General features: G+C 62.3%; 19 protein-coding genes. 14 read left to right on the top strand and 5 right to left on the bottom strand.

Annotation, left to right across the window (positions count from 1 at the left end):
* Window positions 1-3: 3 nt before the first annotated feature.
* Together IF10I1_RS04605 and IF10I1_RS04600 are read right to left on the bottom strand one after the other, a co-directional pair.
* Window positions 4-921 (bottom strand): cytochrome c, encoded by a 918-nt coding sequence (locus IF10I1_RS04605; RefSeq protein WP_186415331.1) that lies wholly within the window; start codon window positions 919-921, stop codon window positions 4-6.
* A 31-nt stretch (window positions 922-952) separates the two neighbouring features.
* Window positions 953-1,402, bottom strand: coding sequence for a cytochrome c (locus IF10I1_RS04600; RefSeq protein ID WP_186415330.1), 450 nt, complete (start codon window positions 1,400-1,402; stop codon window positions 953-955).
* 201 nt (window positions 1,403-1,603) lie between these two features.
* On the opposite strand from IF10I1_RS04600, the gene IF10I1_RS04595 reads away from it, so the two are divergent.
* From IF10I1_RS04595 to IF10I1_RS04575, 5 genes are all read left to right on the top strand, one after another.
* Window positions 1,604-2,728: an ABC transporter substrate-binding protein gene (locus IF10I1_RS04595; RefSeq protein WP_186415329.1), complete on the top strand. Its 1,125-nt coding sequence runs from the start codon at window positions 1,604-1,606 to the stop codon at window positions 2,726-2,728.
* A gap of 82 nt (window positions 2,729-2,810) precedes the next feature.
* Window positions 2,811-3,854: an iron ABC transporter permease gene (locus tag IF10I1_RS04590; RefSeq protein ID WP_058900398.1), complete on the top strand. Its 1,044-nt coding sequence runs from the start codon at window positions 2,811-2,813 to the stop codon at window positions 3,852-3,854.
* Complete coding sequence (locus IF10I1_RS04585; protein WP_050471063.1) at window positions 3,851-4,642, top strand: ABC transporter ATP-binding protein; 792 nt, start codon at window positions 3,851-3,853, stop codon at window positions 4,640-4,642. Before IF10I1_RS04590 ends, IF10I1_RS04585 begins: the two co-directional genes overlap by 4 nt.
* Before the next feature lie 17 nt (window positions 4,643-4,659).
* Complete coding sequence (locus IF10I1_RS04580) at window positions 4,660-5,106, top strand: pseudoazurin (protein WP_186415328.1); 447 nt, start codon at window positions 4,660-4,662, stop codon at window positions 5,104-5,106.
* Window positions 5,107-5,188: 82 nt separating this feature from the next.
* The gene (locus IF10I1_RS04575; RefSeq protein WP_244293686.1) at window positions 5,189-6,358 is read left to right on the top strand and encodes a YbfB/YjiJ family MFS transporter; all 1,170 of its coding nucleotides are present in this window, start codon (window positions 5,189-5,191) and stop codon (window positions 6,356-6,358) included.
* 12 nt (window positions 6,359-6,370) lie between these two features.
* On the opposite strand, the gene IF10I1_RS04570 is transcribed toward IF10I1_RS04575, so the two are convergent.
* Window positions 6,371-7,228, bottom strand: coding sequence for a branched-chain amino acid aminotransferase (locus IF10I1_RS04570; protein ID WP_058900401.1), 858 nt, complete (start codon window positions 7,226-7,228; stop codon window positions 6,371-6,373).
* Window positions 7,229-7,510: 282 nt separating this feature from the next.
* Here IF10I1_RS04570 and IF10I1_RS04565 point away from each other — a divergent pair, with 282 nt between their 5' ends.
* From IF10I1_RS04565 to IF10I1_RS04540, 6 genes are all read left to right on the top strand, one after another.
* Window positions 7,511-8,122, top strand: coding sequence for a LysE family translocator (locus tag IF10I1_RS04565; RefSeq protein WP_186424376.1), 612 nt, complete (start codon window positions 7,511-7,513; stop codon window positions 8,120-8,122).
* A gap of 26 nt (window positions 8,123-8,148) precedes the next feature.
* Entirely contained in the window at window positions 8,149-8,574 is a 426-nt protein-coding gene (locus IF10I1_RS04560) for a VOC family protein (protein ID WP_094462153.1), read from the top strand.
* Window positions 8,575-8,722: 148 nt separating this feature from the next.
* Window positions 8,723-9,076, top strand: coding sequence for a TM2 domain-containing protein (locus tag IF10I1_RS04555; protein ID WP_082205737.1), 354 nt, complete (start codon window positions 8,723-8,725; stop codon window positions 9,074-9,076).
* Window positions 9,073-9,498 (top strand): TM2 domain-containing protein, encoded by a 426-nt coding sequence (locus IF10I1_RS04550; protein WP_186424375.1) that lies wholly within the window; start codon window positions 9,073-9,075, stop codon window positions 9,496-9,498. Before IF10I1_RS04555 ends, IF10I1_RS04550 begins: the two co-directional genes overlap by 4 nt.
* Before the next feature lie 247 nt (window positions 9,499-9,745).
* On the top strand, window positions 9,746-10,408 hold the full coding sequence (locus tag IF10I1_RS04545; protein ID WP_019962823.1) for a haloacid dehalogenase type II: 663 nt from the start codon (window positions 9,746-9,748) through the stop codon (window positions 10,406-10,408).
* A gap of 110 nt (window positions 10,409-10,518) precedes the next feature.
* Entirely contained in the window at window positions 10,519-10,848 is a 330-nt protein-coding gene (locus tag IF10I1_RS04540) for a hypothetical protein (protein WP_186393965.1), read from the top strand.
* Window positions 10,849-10,852: 4 nt separating this feature from the next.
* Here IF10I1_RS04540 and IF10I1_RS04535 read toward each other — a convergent pair whose 3' ends face one another.
* The gene (locus IF10I1_RS04535) at window positions 10,853-11,500 is read right to left on the bottom strand and encodes a TetR/AcrR family transcriptional regulator (RefSeq protein WP_186393966.1); all 648 of its coding nucleotides are present in this window, start codon (window positions 11,498-11,500) and stop codon (window positions 10,853-10,855) included.
* 219 nt (window positions 11,501-11,719) lie between these two features.
* On the opposite strand from IF10I1_RS04535, the gene IF10I1_RS04530 reads away from it, so the two are divergent.
* Window positions 11,720-12,193, top strand: a complete 474-nt coding sequence (locus tag IF10I1_RS04530; protein ID WP_186393967.1) for a DUF2214 family protein — start codon at window positions 11,720-11,722, stop codon at window positions 12,191-12,193.
* A gap of 74 nt (window positions 12,194-12,267) precedes the next feature.
* Here IF10I1_RS04530 and katG read toward each other — a convergent pair whose 3' ends face one another.
* The gene (gene katG / locus IF10I1_RS04525; protein ID WP_186393968.1) at window positions 12,268-14,445 is read right to left on the bottom strand and encodes a catalase/peroxidase HPI; all 2,178 of its coding nucleotides are present in this window, start codon (window positions 14,443-14,445) and stop codon (window positions 12,268-12,270) included.
* A 668-nt stretch (window positions 14,446-15,113) separates the two neighbouring features.
* Between katG and IF10I1_RS04520 the strand changes: the two genes are divergently transcribed.
* Window positions 15,114-15,428, top strand: a complete 315-nt coding sequence (locus tag IF10I1_RS04520; RefSeq protein ID WP_186393969.1) for a hypothetical protein — start codon at window positions 15,114-15,116, stop codon at window positions 15,426-15,428.
* Between the two features lie 111 nt (window positions 15,429-15,539).
* Window positions 15,540-17,081, top strand: coding sequence for a class I SAM-dependent methyltransferase (locus IF10I1_RS04515; protein ID WP_244284759.1), 1,542 nt, complete (start codon window positions 15,540-15,542; stop codon window positions 17,079-17,081).
* Window positions 17,082-17,187 lie beyond the last annotated feature (106 nt).

The raw sequence follows: 17,187 nt of genomic DNA, 5'->3' as shown, positions 1-17,187 counted from the left end.
CGCCTACTGGCCCTGCGCGTGGGCGGGAATGGCCTTCAGATAGGCGGCAATGGCCTCCCGGTCTTCCGCCGTCAGCCGGGCAATGTTCTCCTGCACGGCCACCATTTCCCCGCCAACGGAGTCATAGGAAGGCGTGAAGCCGCTTTCGAGGTAATAGGCAATATCCGGGACAGACCAGTCGCCGATGCCCCTTTCACCGCCGGTGATATTGGGAATCCGGCCTTCGCCAACCGGCGCCTTTGCCCCCGCAAGCCATTGATCCAGCTTCAGGCCACCGGCCATGTCCCGGGGCGTGTGGCATTCGCCGCAGTGGCCGGGCCCTTCCACCAGATACTGGCCGCGCTGCAGCTGCTCGTCGATCCTCTGCAGCACCACGGCCGGACCCGGATCGAGATACATGAGCTTCCACAGCCCCAGCCCCCGCCGCAGGGTGAAGGGAAAGGCAAGCTCATGGCCGGGCGCAACACCCTGCACCGGCTCCAGCGTCTTCAGGAACGCGAAGAGATCGGAGATGTCCTGATCCTTCATGCGGGCATAGGATGTGTAAGGAAAGGCGGGGTAGTAATGCTCGCCCTCGGGCGAAATTCCGGCCAGCATGGCATTGGCAAAGTCCGGCAGCGTCCAGCTGCCGATGCCCGTTTCAATGTCCGGCGAGATGTTCGGGGCAACGAAAACGCCGAAAGGTGTTTCCAGCCGCAATCCGCCGCCCAGCTTCAGCTTGTCCAGCCCCGATGCGCCCGGCGCGGCGTGGCAGGAGGAGCAGCCTCCCGCCCAGAACATCGCTTCTCCCCGCCCGGCATTGCCCTCCGGCAGGGCTGCGAGCCGCACGGGCTCAATCGAGGCGGGCGCAGTCAGAGCCCAGAAACCCAATCCACCCGCCCCCAGTACGAGGGCACCGGCAAGAGCCAGTTTCTTCAGCATCGGACCACGCCTTCCACGTCTTGCTTATCTCTTATCTCTGCACCCGGTAGGCCTCATGGCAGGACCTGCAACTGGCCATCACCGGCCCCATCGCGGTCTTGAAGGCCTCCACATCGGCCGGGCCATCCTTGCCGGAGGCCTGAGCTGCAGCGCCCGTAACCTCGGAAAATTTGGCAAGCGCAGCTTCAAAGCCAGCTGCATCTTCCCAGATCTTCGGGCTGGCGGAAGAGCCTTCCGCATTCTGCGTGCCATCGGGATAGAACGTACCAAGAGCATTGGCGGCTGCATTCATCGAAGCGATCGCCGCCTTGCCCGCTGCCGGGCTGTAGGCGATGTCGCCCTTCATCATCGCACCGGCAAGACCGGCATTGGCAGCCACGGACTGCATGATAGCCTTGCGGGTCGCGACAGGGTCACCGGCAGCCGATGCCGCAGTCAGGGTTACGGCCAGCAAGGCGCCGGCCACAAAATATTTGCGCATCAAAGTCTCCCTCAAAAGAGCCGGCCGCGTCACTGGCCGGTGCGCCCATTCAGACCCGACTGCGCCGCAAAACTGAAATCACGGACGCGTGAGAGCTGCTGATCCACACAAAACTACGGAGGACTACGGACAGGGAGGCTTTAAAGTTGACTCTTTTTATCAAGTTTGACAAACGGGCGCATCCTCAATCGGGAGTAGTCCATGCGCATTTTCAAGCACTTGAGAACCGGCACCCTCGCGGGTCTGCTGGGCCTTGCCGCCGCCACCAGCCTGACCACCGGCGCCTTTGCGGAAGAAAAAACCTTCACCGATGTGATAGGCCGCGAGGTCAAGGCGGACCTGCCGTCCAAGCGCGTTCTGCTCGGCTTCTACTTCGAAGACTACATGGCCGTTGGCGGCGAAGCCTCCTACGACAACGTTGTCGGTATCTCGCGTGAAGCCTGGGAAGGCTGGCGTCCGGCGTCCTGGACCCGCTACGTCAAGCACCGTCCCTCCCTCGATGCCCAGCCGGATGTGGGCGAAGTCGAAGCTCAGACCTTCTCCGTCGAAAAGGTGCTGGAGCTGAAGCCGGACATGGTCGTTCTGGCCGACTGGCAGTACAAGGGCCTCGGCCTTGATGCCGACCGCATCGAAGAGGCAGGCATCCCCATCGCTGTCGTCGATTTCAACGCCCAGACGCTGGAGCGCCATCTGGACAGCGCCCGTGTTCTCGGCCTGATCACCGGCGAGGAAGACCGCGCCGCTGAGATCTCCGGCGAGTACAAGGCGACCGCCGACCTCATCACAAAGCGCATCGCCGATGCGGGCAAGCCGCAGCCGACGATCTATATCGAGTTCGGCAACAAGGGCCCGGCCGAGCACAGCTTCACCTATGGCAAGAACATGTGGGGCGCCATGGCCACTGCGGCCGGCGGCGACAACATCGCAGCCCCCTTCGTCGAATGGTGGGGCCCGATCAACCCGGAGCAGGTTCTGGCCTCCAAGCCGGACGTGATTGTCATTGCCGGCACTGAATCGCGCAAGAATCCGACCTCCATGCTCATGGGCGAGGACGTGACCAAGGCTGAAGCGCTGGAGCGTCTGCAGGGCTTCACCGCCCGCGCCGGCTGGGATCAGCTTCCCGCCGTGCAGGACGGCCGCTTCTATGGCGTCTATCAGGGTGCGTCGCGCACGCTGGCTGACCACGCCATGCTGCAGTTCTTCGCCAAGGTGCTTTACCCGGACCTCTTCACCGACCTGAACCCGGAAGAGACCTACAAGGACTTCTACAAGAAGTACCTGCCGGTGGCACCCGAGGGCACCTTCACCCTCGCCATCAAGGAATAAACCCGCAGCTGCCATGCCCCGGGAGCATCCCGCCTCCGGGGCATGGCCTGCCTGCCGCCTCTTTCAGGGACTTTGACAACCAGTGACCGGCACAACTCATGTTGCGACCGCGATTGCAAGCCAGCGCCACCGGGAACGGCGGCGCTGGCGCCTGCTTTTCGGCCTCACCCTCTTCTGCTGCGTGACGCTGGTGCTCGACATCGGCACCGGCCCGTCCATGCTCAGCCCCGCCGATGTGCTGGCCGGCCTCCTGCGGCTGGACGGCACGGACAGCATGACCGTGACCATCGTCAACAGCCTGCGCTTGCCCATGGCGCTGATGGCCCTTGTCGTCGGCTGCGCGCTGGGTGCGGGCGGGGCGGAAATCCAGACCCTGCTGAACAATCCCATGGCCAGCCCCTATACGCTCGGCCTTGCTGCCGCTGCCGGGCTTGGCGCCGCCTTCAGCATCTTCACCGGCGGCTTCGGCCTGCATCCGGCCATAGCGGTGCCCCTGGGCGCCTTCTTCTTCTCCATGGTGGCTGCCGCCTTCCTCTTCGCGCTGGCGGCCTTTGCGCGCATATCCTCCACCATGCTGGTGCTGGCAGGCATTGCGCTTCTGTTCCTGTTCCAGTCGCTTTTGTCGCTGCTACAGTTCATTGCCTCGCCGGAAGTCGGCCAGCAGATCCTGTTCTGGCTGTTCGGCAGCCTGACCAAGACCACCTGGACCAGCCTCTGGATCACCCTCGGCGTGACCGTCTTCTGCGTGACGCTGCTGTTCCGCGATGCCTGGAAGCTCACTGCCCTGCGTCTGGGTGAGGCGCGGGCGCAGAGCCTTGGCGTCAACCTGACGCATCTGCGCGTTACCACGCTGACGCTGACCGCCCTCATGACCTCCACCGCCATCAGCTTCGTCGGCATCATCGGCTTCGTCGGCCTTGTCGCCCCGCATGTGGCGCGGCTGCTGGTGGGCGAGGATCAGCGCTTCTTCCTGCCCATGTCGATGGTGGCGGGCGCGGCCTTCCTGTCCATGGCCTCGGTCATTTCCAAGGTGGTCATTCCCGGCGCGCTGTTTCCGGTCGGCATCGTCACCGCCATGGTCGGCGTGCCCTTCTTCTTCTGGATCATGCTGGCACGGCGGCGATGAACGATCTCACCCTTCAGGACATCACCCTCTTCCGGGGCAAGCACTGCGTCGCCCGCGATCTCTCCCTCAAGTTCGAGCCTGGCAAGGTGCATGTCATCCTCGGCCCCAACGGTGCGGGCAAGTCCTCGCTGCTGCGCGCGCTCTTCGGCGAGTTCTGGCCGCAGACGGGCCGCATCGCCCATGGAGAGAGACAACTCACCCGCGAAACCCTGCGCCACTGGCGCAAGGCCATCGGCTACATGCCGCAGGACACCGCTCTTGAAGCCTCCCTCACGGCGCTGGAAGTGGTGCTGCTGGGCAGGATGGATGAACTCTCCTTCCATGTAGATGACGCGACGCTCCACGCCGCCGTCACCACCATGGAGGCGGCAGGGATTGCGCATCTCGCCAGCCACGACATTCTCTCGCTCAGCGGTGGCCAGCGGCAACTGGCGCTGTTTGCCCAGGTGCTGCTGCGCGATCCCGGCATCCTCTTGCTGGACGAGCCCGTCAGCGCGCTCGACATGCACCATCAGCAGAAGCTGCTGGATATCGTCCACCGCGAGACCCGCGCCCGCAACCGCATCAGCATCCTGATCCTGCATGATCTCAGTCTGGCCGCCCAATATGCCGATCAGCTGATCCTGATCGGCGATGGCGAGCTGAAAGCCGCAGGCAGCCCCGCCGAGGTGCTGAAGGCGGACCTCATCAGCCGCACCTATGGCGTCGATGTGGAAATCCTCACCGACAGCGCCGGCGCCCCCGTCGTCCGCCCCTTGCGGTCAATGCCCGCGACACTCCACCCCTGAACCTCAGGAAACACAGCATGAAGCTCATGACCCGCAACGCCCTTCTGGCCATCACCCTCTGCCTCACCCCGTTCAGTGCTTCGGCTGCCGATCACGAAGTGAAGATGCTGAACTACGGAACCGAAGGCAGCATGGTGTTCGAGCCTTCGTTCCTGCAGGTTGAGGTGGGTGACACGGTCACCTTCATTCCCACGAACTCGGGCCACAATGTCCGCTCCTACGTGGCCCCGGAAGGCGTTGCCGCCTGGAACACACCGCTGGATGAGAAGACCACCGTCACCATCAGCCAGCCCGGCGTCTATCTCTATTACTGCCCGCCGCATCTGATGATGAGCATGATCGGCATGATCCAGGCCGGAGAGGCCGTCAACCGCGCCGATCTGGACCAGAAGGCCGCCAAGCTCCGCTCCAAGCTGGTCATGAAAGGTGAGCGGCTGGATGAACTGCTGGCGCAGGTGAAGTAACCACCCGCCCGCCTTTCTGGCCACTCGCCAAGTCTGCCATCAATCGCTAGGCTCCGGCTCACCTGCCAGCCGGAGCCCTTCCGTGACCTCTGCCGCCCCCTCAGCCGCCTCTCCCGTCCGCCTTGCTCTCGGCGGCCTTCTGTCGCTGGCTGCGGCCATGGGCATCGGGCGTTTCGTCTACACGCCCGTCCTGCCTTTCATGATCGCTCAGGTGCACCTCAGCAAGGCAGACGGCGGGCTCATCGCTTCGGCCAATTTCCTCGGCTATCTGGTGGGGGCGCTTGCGGCCTCCTCCGGCTCCCTGCCCGGCAGCCGCCGGGTGTGGTTTCTCGGCTCGCTGATTGCCAGCTCTACCCTCTCCTTCGCCATGGCCTGGACGGACAGCATCCCGGTCTTCATGCTGCTGCGGTTTCTGGCGGGCCTAGCCAGCGCCTTCGCCTTCGTCTTCTCGGCAGCACTCATTCTTGACCGGCTGGCACAGGCCGGGCGGCCCGGATTGTCGGCGCTGTATTTCTCGGGCGTTGGTGCAGGGATTGCGGGCTCCGCCCTCATCGTCTCCGGCCTGGCCGCCATGGGCGCAGACTGGCACGGCCTGTGGACCGGATGCGGGGTCATCAGTCTGGCGCTGACGGTCCTGATCGCATGGATGGTTCCGGGCGCAACCGAAACAGCCCCGCCCGCGCCCGCGAAAACCGGTCCCCGCCGCCTGCCCGCCGGGCTGCCGCAGCTGATTGCCGCCTACGGCCTGTTCGGCATCGGCTATGTGGTGACGGCAACCTTCATCGCCGTGATCGCCCGCTCCGATCCGGCGCTGGCAACGGCCGAACCCTATCTCTGGCTGATCGTGGGCCTTGCCGCTGCCCCGTCCATTTTCATCTGGAACCGGATCGCTGCCCGCACCGGCGTGCCGCGTGCCTATGCGCTCGCCTGTGTCATCGAGGCTTGCGGCGTCGCTCTCAGCGTCACCGCAACTGGCCCTGCCGGCATCCTGCTCGCGGCTTTTCTGCTCGGCATAACCTTCATGGGCATCACCGCGCTGGGGCTCATCGAAGCCCGGCGCCTGTCCACGGGCGATCCGCGCCGCACCATCGCGCTGATGACGGCCAGCTTCGGCCTTGGCCAGATGCTGGGGCCAAGCCTTGCCGGCTTTGCCGCAGGCAGCACGGGCAGCTTTGCCCTCCCCTCGGCAGGGGCCGCCATCTGCCTGCTGCTGGCTGCCGGACTGGTGCTTGTGCCCGCCCGGCAGCAGTGATCAGCCGAAACCTCAGCCGTGGGCGAAGTCCCAGTAGAGTTCCCGCGCCTTGGCGGCCACCGGTCCCGGCTGCAGGCTGCGCTCCTCGATGCGGTTCACTGGCACCACCTTGGAATAGTTGCCGGTCGAGAAGATCTCGTCCGCCTCCTGGAACTCACGATAACCAATGGTGCGCTCATGCACCGCATGGCCCGCCTTGCGCAGCAGCTGGATCACCCGCTGGCGCGTGATGCCATTGAGGAACGTGCCGTTGGGCGCGGGCGTATGCACCGCCCCGTCCTTGACCATGAAGATGTTGGCGCTGGTCAGCTCGGCCACATTGCCCAGCATGTCCAGCACCACCGCGTTGTCAAAGCCGCGGCCCTTGGCTTCGGCCATGGCGCGGGCATTGTTGGGATAAAGGCAGCCCGCCTTGGCATTCACCGGCATGGTTTCCATGGTCGGGCGGCGGAACGGCGACAGGGTGATCGAGAAGGAAGCACCGGCCGGCGCCATCGGCGCCTCGAACAGGCACAGACAGAACCGCGTGCTCTCCGGATCGCCCACGATCACCCCCGGCCCGTCGCCTTCCGCCCAATACATCGGCTTGATGTAGACGGCGCTGCCCGGCTTGAATTTGGTGACGCCCTCACGGGTCATCTCGATCATCTCGCCCGCGCTGACGGTGGGCTTCAGGCCGAGAGCCACGGCCGAATCATTCACGCGCTGGCAATGCAGGTCGAGATCCGGCGTCACGCCCTCGAAGAACCGGGCCCCGTCAAAGACCGAAGATCCCAGCCAGGCCGCATGGGTGCGCGGCCCCATCAGCGGCGGATTGCCCTCATGCCACGCGCCATCCACATAGGTCCAGGTCTCACTCCAGCCGCTCATCTTGCGCGTCCTCCGCTGTATTTTTCACTGCCAGCGAACAAACGCCCGGAAAAAGGCAAGGTCAACCGTTTGACGCCCTTCAGCCGAAAATCGGAAGACTTGCTCCGGCAAGGCCGCACCCGGACAGGCTGTCATTCCTGAAAAGCGCTCTTGCAGGAAAATTGATCCGCAGTATCCCCATCCGTCACGGCTCATCGGCGCACAAAGCCTTTGATCTTTCACGGATTCCGCCTGATCCTCCGTTTGCCCGCCGCTCGCCGGGCGCCATCCGGAGGACTGACCATGGACCTCGCCACGCTTCTTGCCTTTGCTGCCGCCTTCTTCGTCTTTGCCGCCAGCCCCGGCCCGGACAACATGACCATCATCGCCCGCACCCTGTCGCATGGGGCCGTGTCCGGCCTTGCCTATGGGGCAGGCACCGTGGCGGGCATCCTCATCTTCCTCTGCCTTGCCGCCTTCGGCCTGTCGCTGCTGGCCTCGGAAATGGGCACGGCCATGACCGTGCTGCGCTACGCCGGTGCCCTCTGGCTGATCTGGACGGGCATCCGCCTGTGGACGACAGAGCCTGTGGTGCCGGCCCTTCAGCCTACCGGCAGCGGCAATCTCCTGTCCGCCTTTGCCACCGGCATCGCCCTCAACCTCGGCAATCCGAAGATGCCGCTGTTTTATGTGGCGCTTCTGCCCAATGTGGCCGGAACCGCCCTCACCCCGTTGAGTGTGCTGGAGCTTGCCGCCGTCATTCTGGCGGTTGAAGTGGTGGTCATCGGCGGGCATGTTCTCATGGCCATGCGCGCCCGCCGCCTGCTGCGCAGCCCTGCCGTCGTGCGCCGGGTCAACCGCACCGCCGGAGCCGTCATGGCCGGAACGGGTGCCACGCTCATCGTTACCCGCTGATGCCTCCAGCCCAAGGAAACCCGATCATGGAACAGCGCCTTTCCCTCATCACCCTCGCCGTAGATGATCTGGCTGAAACCCGGCGCTTCTTCGAGGACGGGCTCGGCTGGACAGCCTCCTCCGAAAGCCAGGAAGGCATCGCCTTCTATCAGCTTCCGGGCCTTGCTCTCGCGCTCTATCCCCGCGCCTCACTGGAAAAGGACATTGGCCGCCCCGTTCCGGAAGGGCTAGGTGCAGTCTCCCTTGCCTGGAACGGCCGCAACGAGGCCGAGGTCGATGCCGCCTATGCACGGGCACTGTCGGCTGGCGCTGAAGCCGTCGTGCCACCGGAAAAGGCCTTCTGGGGCGGCTACACCTCCTATGTGCGCATTCCCGGCGGCCATCTTCTGGAAATCGCCTTCAACCCGTTCTGGTCCCTGGATGAACACGGGGCCATCGTGCTGCCGGGCTGAGCCCTTGGCCGGGCCGTGGAGAAGCTGTGACTACCGGCTGGAAACCTGCAATTTGTGATCCTCTGGACATGACCCTGCAGCTTTCACCGTGTTAAGACCGGTCCGCTTGTTGTGAAAAGCAACTCAATTTTCGATCAGAGGTCTTCAAATGTCGTCGAGCACCGTTTCGGTCCCCAATTCTGGCATGGGTGCCAATCCGTCCATGATTTTCTGTGGCACCTGCGGCCACCAGATTGCGTCAACGGCACCGTCCTGCCCCAAGTGCGGCGCACCGAATGCCCTGGCCGCAGCACCTGTCTCCGAGAAGAGCATGGTTGCTGCAGCTCTGCTTTGCTTCTTCCTCGGCACCTTCGGCATCCACCGTTTCTACACCGGCAAGATCGGCACCGGCATCCTCATGATCCTGACGCTCGGCGGCCTTGGCATCTGGTCGCTTATTGACCTGATCATGATCATCGTCGGGTCCTACAAGGACAAGCAGGGGCTGCCGCTCCGGCGATGAGTGACACCCGTATAGAGCCGCAGGGCGGCGGATGGAGCTTCTGCATCCACTGCGGGGACAAGATCGCTTTCCGGGCGCATTTCTGCCCGCATTGCGGTTCCCCCCAGCCGGAAGCAGGCAAAGCACAGGCAGAGAACGTCAGTGACAAGAGTTACGGCGTTGCAGTTGCCCTGTGCGGCGTCTTCGGCGTGATGGGGCTCCATCACTTCTACCTCGGCAACATCCTGCACGGCCTGTTCGACCTTGGGCTCTTCGCGCTCTGGATCTTCTGCCTTCTTGTGGCACCTTCCCAGGGCACGAACCTCATCCTGATTGGCCTCCTGCTTCTGGCCATTGATGTGCTGCACACCGTCTATGTGTTCTTCCGGCTCATCGTTGGAAAGCAGCGTGATGGCAGCGGACGGATCGTCGCAGTGCCCTGAACAGCCCGGCCAGAGCAAAAAGTTAGAACCGGTTCTGCGGCTGGAATTGCGAGAAATGAACGGAAAGAGCACTTTCGATGGCAGCGTCTTCATCGAAAGTGCTCCAGCATCCGCCGTTCAGGTCAACAGCGATATCGGCCTTTACCCTTTGTCCTGATTGCATCCCGGCAAATGATCGGCATATGTTCGGACGCTGTTCAGGAAAGCTGACGGCGGATCTTGTCCTGCGACCCCACGGAGCATCCCGATGGCCCATTCGGCCTATGTCTTTGACGCTTACGGCACCCTCTTTGATGTTCACGCCGCCGTGCGCAAACATGCCGCGAAACTGGGGCCCGACGCGCAGACCTTTTCCTTCGTGTGGCGGCAGAAGCAGCTGGAATATTCCTGGGTCCGCGCCCTCATGCAGCGCTACGAGGATTTCTGGGTTCTGACCGAGCAGGCGCTCGACACCACCTTCAATCTCTTCCCCTCCGCCGACCGGGGCCTCAGGGCCGACCTTCTCAACGCCTACTGGGCGCTGGACTGCTATCCGGAAGTGCCCGAAGTGCTCACCAGCCTGAAGCAGGCCGGGGCACGGCTCGCCATTCTGTCCAACGGCACGCCCTCCATGCTGGAGTCAGCGGCCAAGGCTGCCGGTATCACCGAGCTTCTGGACGAGATTTTCTCGGTGCATGATCTGCGCACCTACAAGACCGATCCGCGCGTCTATGAGCTGGTGACCAACCATTTCCGGGTCTATCCGGAAGCGATCTCTTTCCAGTCCTCGAACCGCTGGGACATTGCAGGCGCCACCGCCTATGGCTTCCGCACCGTCTGGATGAACCGCACCGCCCAGCCGGACGAATATCCGGACCTGGCCCCCAGCGCCGTTCTGTCCGACCTGACGGGCCTGCCGTTTCTGGTCTGAGTGCCATTCCGGCAAGCTCCGGGCAAGTTAAGGCGTCTAACCCTGTTACAACTGACAGGAGGATGAACGGCTGCGCATGCTGCGCGCCGCTATTGCCATTTGGACAAACCATGACCCGCGCAACTCCAGCCCGTACAGGCCACCGCTTCCGCCCGCCGCAGCTCAAGCCCGCCTTGAGGGCGCGCATGCGCGGCGGCCGCCTGAAGACGGAAGACGGCGCGGACATTACGGCCTGCACCCTGTTTGATGCGGAAAGCGGCGAGACGGGCGCCCTCATCAAGGTGAAAGTCACCCTGCCGCCCCGCGTTCTGGTGCTGGACGAGCAGGATCAGACGGTCTGCGCCGCCAGCGTTCTATGGCATCACGGCCGCCAGGCTGCCCTCAGCCTGACGGGCGAGCCAATGCTCGCCAGCCGGCATCTCGCCACCCAGGCCTTTTGACGCCCTATTGAGAGATTTCCTGCCTGCTGCGGCCCGAAACCATGCTTTCGACGGCCAGTGTCAGCGCATATTCCGCCTGCTCGTCAAACGCCCCCTGCAGCGTGCTGCCATTCGCGCATAACAGCCCCTTGGCCCGCAGATCTGCAAACCCATGCACCAGCGCCCAGAGGCTGCCCGCAATCTTTTCGGCATCAGCCATCTGCCCCTCCGGCAGCAGGTGCGACAGCCCTTCCGTCAACTGACGGAAGGCATGGGCCGCAGCCTCCATCAGTCCGGTATGGGACGGGCTGTAGGTCCGGCCAAACATGAGCGAATAAAGCCCCGGCTCAGTTTCCGCAAAGCGCAGGTAGGCCCAGCCCATGGCCTTCAGGCGTTTTGCCGGATCATCGCCGCCTGTCCGGGCACCAGCCTGAAGATATGCGGCAAACCGGTCGAAAGCCTCGTGTGCTGCGGCGGCCAGAAGGGCCTCGACATCCGGAAAGTGCCTGTAGACTGCCGCCGGGGAGACCCCGGCGCTCGCCGCCAGCCACCGCAGAGACAGATTTGCAAGACTGCCCCTGCCCGCTTCCGCCATTGCAGCATCAACAAGAGCTCGGCGCAGATCGCCGTGGTGATAGGCAGGCCTGCGGCCATTTCCGGTTTTATCAGGCATGTTGACACCGTTTACATCTGAGCTTATGTTTACAGTGTACACATCAAGCTATCCCCCTGGCAACGTGCCCTGGCAGGCTGCTCAGACTATTTTTCCGGTGCGGGGGAAGGCGGTGTGACCGCAGGGCCAGCCATACTCTGCGCACCGCGATGACACCACCTGCAAGTGGGACGCGCGGGGGCGGGTTGCCGGGCCGTTTTGTTCCCTCTGGAGGATTGAATGGCAGACGCGTCCTTTGCTCTTTCTGGCCTTCTTCTTGCCGGCCTGCATCATCTGGCTGTCTTCGCACTCTTCGCCGTGCTGGTTATGGAACTGGCCATCTGCCTGCGCCAGACACTCGCAGCGGAGGATCTCAAGCGGCTTTCCTTGCTCGATCTCCACTACGGCGCGCTCGCCGTTCTGGTGCTGCTGGCTGGGGGCCTGCGCGTCATGTATGGCGGCAAGGGGCCGGAGTATTATCTCGAGAACCTGTTTTTCTGGGCCAAGATAGGCGTCTTCCTCGCCATCGGCCTGATCTCCATCCTGCCAACCCTGCGCATCCTGTCATGGCGGCGCCAACGGAAGGCGGATGCGGCCTTTGTGCCTTCGCAGGCAGAGCGCAGGCAGGTCCGCCGCGCGCTGGTGGCCGAACTGCTGCTCTTCCCGCTTCTCCCGCTCTTTGCCGCCGCCATGGCCCAAGGCTACGGGCTCTGACACAAAAGGCCTGCAAACGAAAAACGGCGCCCCGGTTTCCCGGAGCGCCGCATGTTTTTCTGTGACCGGACGGATCAGGCCGTCAGGTCAAAGCGGTCTGCGTTCATCACCTTCACCCAGGCAGCCACGAAGTCCTTCACGAACTTCTCTGCCGCGTCATCCTGAGCATAGACCTCGGCATAGGCGCGCAGGATCGAGTTGGAGCCGAACACCAGATCCACACGGGTCGCCGTCCACTTCACCGCGCCGGTCTTGCGGTCGCGGATTTCGTAGAGGTTCTTGCCGGCCGGCTTCCAAGTGTAGGCCATGTCGGTCAGGTTGACGAAGAAGTCCGCCGTCAGCGCCCCTTCGCGGTCCGTGAACACGCCATGCTTGGAGCCGCCGTGATTGGTGCCAAGAACGCGCATGCCGCCGAGGAGAACGGTCATTTCCGGACCGGTCAGCCCCATCAGCTGGGCGCGGTCGAGCAGCAGCTCTTCCGGTGAAACCACATAGTCCTTCTTCACCCAGTTGCGGAAGCCGTCATGGATCGGCTCCAGCACGCTGAAGGAGTCCGCGTCGGTCATCTCGGCAGTGGCATCACCACGGCCCGGAGCGAACGGCACGGAGACATCGAAACCGGCGGCCTTGGCAGCCTTCTCGATCCCCACGCTGCCCGCCAGAACGATCACGTCGGCGAGGCTCGCGCCATAGGCCTTGGCGATCGGCTCCAGCACGCCCAGAACCTTGGCAAGGCGGGCCGGCTCATTGCCTTCCCAGTCCTTCTGCGGGGCAAGGCGGATACGGGCACCGTTGGCGCCGCCGCGCATGTCAGAGCCGCGATAGGTGCGGGCGCTGTCCCAGGCGGTGGACACCAGTTCGGCAACCGAAAGGCCGCTGGCGGCGATCTTCGACTTGATGGCGCCGATGTCGTAGTTCTTCGGGCCAGCCGGGATCGGGTCCTGCCAGATCAGGTCTTCCTTGGGCGCATCCGGGCCGATGTAGCGCACATTCGGGCCCATGTCGCGGTGGGTCAGCTTGAACCAGGCGCGGGCGAAGGTGTCCTTGAAGTACTCCGGATCAGCCATGAACTTTTCGCAGATGGCCCGGTATTTCGGATCCATCTTCATGGCCATGTCGGCATCGGTCATCATCGGCATGCGGCGGACGGACGGGTCGGTCGCATCAACCGGCATGTCCTCTTCCTTGATGCCGACCGGCTGCCACTGCTGGGCTCCTGCCGGGCTGCGGGTCAGTTCCCACTCATAGCCGAACAGCAGGTCGAAATAGCCCATGTCGAACACGGTCGGGTTCGTCGTCCATGCACCTTCGATGCCGGAGGTCACGGCTTCGCTGGCCTTGCCATGCTGGTTCGGGTTGAGCCAGCCGAGGCCCTGAGCCTCCAGACCTGCTGCTTCCGGCTCGACGCCGAGCGCACCGGCATCGCCATTGCCATGAGCCTTGCCGACGGTGTGGCCGCCTGCGGTCAGTGCAGCGGTTTCCTCGTCGTTCATGGCCATGCGGGCGAAGGTCTCGCGCACCTGGGCGGCGGTGGCCAGCGGGTCCGGCTTGCCGTTGACGCCTTCCGGGTTCACGTAGATGAGGCCCATCTGCACGGCGGCCAGCGGGTTCTCCATGGTCTCCGGCTTGGTCACGTCCTCGTAGCGGTTGTCGGACGGCGCCAGCCATTCCTTTTCCGCACCCCAGTAGGTGTCCTTTTCCGGATGCCAGATGTCCTCGCGGCCGAAGGAGAAGCCGAAGGTCTTCAGACCCATGTCCTCATAGGCCAGGGTGCCGGAGAGGAGGATGAGGTCGGCCCAGGAGATCTTGTTGCCGTATTTCTTCTTCACCGGCCACAGCAGGCGGCGGGCCTTGTCGAGGCTGGCATTGTCCGGCCAGGAATTGAGCGGGGCAAAGCGGATGTTGCCCGAGCCGCCGCCGCCACGGCCATCGGCCAGACGGTAGGAACCGGCCGAGTGCCAGGCAAGGCGGATCATCAGGCCGCCGTAATGGCCCCAGTCAGCCGGCCACCAGTCCTTGCTGTCCTTGAGCAGCGCCTTCACATCGGCCTTCAGCGCCTCTGCATCCAGCTTCTTCAGCTCGTCGCGGTAGTTGAAGTCCTTGCCCAGCGGGTTGGACTTGGCGTCATGCTGATGCAGGATGTCGAGGTTGAGGGCGTTCGGCCACCACTCCATGTTCGAATTGCCGGTGGCGGTGTTTCCACCGTGCATCACCGGGCACTTGCCTGCCTTGCTGGCATTCGTCGCGTCCATTGTCTCTCTCCGGTCCATATGGTTCTTGAGGCGGCCAGACGCCGCCTGTGTTTACCCCAAGCGGTACAGCCGACCGCCCGAACATTGGCCCCGGCAGCATCTCTGCCGCCTGAGGCACGTCAGCAGGGCGGCACGGCGCGCCGCCCTCTCCTTCGGCAGGCAGCGGCGGGGTACGCTGCCCGGAAATTCCACTCAGAACTCTGCCCTGCTTCAGCAGGGATCAGCCGCCGTTCCCTCTTCAGAAACAGCGCCAGTGACATGACGTTACCCAATTGCTGGAATTAGCAAAATTCGTATCTTCTGATTGTATCAATCAGATTTTCTGATCAAATAGCCGGAAACGTGGTTTGACTATGGAATTCATGACGTTAGAAGAGAATCCGGTCGGACCAAGCAGACCCCAAGCATCGACAACCAAGCTTGCACTGACCACTCGCATATCAATACAGCAACCTGTGTCCCCCCCTCCAAAGCTGGTCTTTGCTCCCTGGAACATGTTTCGCTGATTTTAAAGACGGGATTAACTCACCCGATCCGGCCAGGACAGTCCCCATTCCGGAACAATGGATCTAAAGGTATAGAGACCGGGGTGACTGTGGCCCAGGGAGAGGTTAAGATCGCAGCTGCGAGCGCGAATCCTGTCCATCATTCAGGCAAGAGATATGCCTATGTCTTTTTTTCGCACCATAGCCTTTTCTGGTTTGCTTCTTGGGCCTGCAACCGCCTTTTCCGCTGAAAACTGTGGGCTTCCTGCACCAGCTGCCGGGCTGCAAGCGGCAAAAAACCTGGGGGACTCCCTGTATGTTGACCGATGTGGCCGGCGGTACGAAGCTGGCTACAGGCTGGAAGGCAACACGCTCTTCTTTCCTGGCGGCGGTAAGCATGAAATTGCAGCTGCAGAAGGCGAAAATGCTGAAGATTTATTCCGAGAAACCTATGGTCTGATGGGTCCCCGGGATGCGCTGACCCGCACACGGTGGTGACCAGGAGCTCGACTGCTTAGTAGCAGAACATTCATTTTCTTATCCTGCCAAGCCTGATAGGGAATTGGCAGCAGTGCTGGATTGGCCCGGCATAAGCATGGGGGAACTTACGTGCTGGACTGGAACAATGGTTATGTGGCCGATATTTCATACACTCATGGTTTCTACAAGGAACTGACTCCAGCAAATCTGTCTTTTGCCGTCCTGGCAAAAATGCGCCAGGCTCCCAGTCCTGAGCAGCCTATGCGTTTTTGCGAATTGGGATGTGGTCAGGGACTGTCGGTGAATATTCTGGCCGCTGCCAATCCGCACATTGAGTTTTATGCAACGGATTTCAACCCTGCACAAATCGCAGGAGCACGGAAGCTTGCCGAAGACGCGGCTCTGCCGAATGTACATTTTTACGAGCATGCATTTGCTGAGTTTGCTGCAGAGCAGTCCCTTCCGGCCGAATTCGACATTATTGCGCTGCATGGCATCTATAGCTGGATCAGTGCGGAGAACCGTGGACATATCGTCGAGTTTATCCGGCGCAAATTGAAACCGGGCGGGCTGGTCTATATCAGCTATAATACCTTGCCGGGCTGGGCCAATGCGATGCCACTCCGCCGGCTCCTGGTTGATCATGCCGCGACTCGCAGTGGGCCGATTGCCCCCCGCATTGATCAAGCATTGTCATTTGCCGACGAAATGATCAAACTCGGAGCGGGATATTTCACCCAAAATGCCGGAGTTGCGCCGCGGTTTGAGCGGATGCAGTCAATGGCACGCAACTATCTTGCGCATGAGTATTTCAATCGCGACTGGACACCGTTCTATTTCCAGGACGTTGCACAGGAACTTAGCGGCGCAAAACTCTCCTTTGCTGCATCGGCGCATCTGCTTGACCACATTGATGTGGTTTCACTGACGACCGATCAGAGCAAGTGGCTGGCGCAGGAAATTGATCCAATCCGCGCTGAAGGGCTGCGTGACTTTCTAATCAATCAGCAGTTCCGTCGCGACATTTTTGTCAAGGGAGCAGTGCCGCTGACGCTTCAGGCCTCCCGCGATACCTGGCTGGACTTACGGTTTGCCTTGTCGCTCCGGCGTGAGGATGTGCCCCTGACAATCCAGGGCCGATTCGGGGATATGACACTGCAAGAAGATGTCTACAGCCCGCTCCTGGATGGTTTTGCCAATGGCCCGGTCACACTCCGGCAGCTGCTCGCGGCGCCTGAGATTGCGAATCTCGGGTGGGCCAAGCTGATGCAGGCCATCATTATTCTTGTCGGCTCTGGGCATCTGCACCCTTGCTTGTCAGCCAAGGCCGAAGCCAAGCGGCGTGAGCGTACAAATGCTCTCAACAAGGCCCTTTTCAATCGCGCAAGATCCTCTGACGAAGTCGGCTTTCTCGCTTCGCCTGTCCTGGGCAGCGGCGTGCCTGTAACCCGGTTCGAGCAGCTCTTCCTTTTTGCCCTGACGCAAGGAAGGAAGGATCCGCAGCAATGGGCGGAATTTGCGTGGCAAGCCATCCAGGCTCAGGGGCAGCGCCTCATCAAGGCCGGGCACCCCCTCGAAACCGACGCCGAAAACCTTGGATTTATGGTCGAACAAGCGGTGGATTTTGCGGAAAAAAGATTGACTGCGCTCAAATCCCTGCAGGTTTTCTGATCTTACGTTCAGATTTTATTCAGGTTTTTCTTTGTGTTGCTCAGCCCCGGTGTTTTCCGGGGCTGTTGCTGTTTTGGGTTTTTACTGTTTTTTCTACTAGATTGGC

It is taken from the genome of Pannonibacter sp. I15F10I1, from assembly GCF_900185665.1.
Lineage (GTDB): Bacteria > Pseudomonadota > Alphaproteobacteria > Rhizobiales > Stappiaceae > Pannonibacter > Pannonibacter indicus.
The sequence above is the reverse complement of the archived record's forward strand: the minus strand, read 5'-3'. Positions and strand labels throughout refer to the sequence as shown.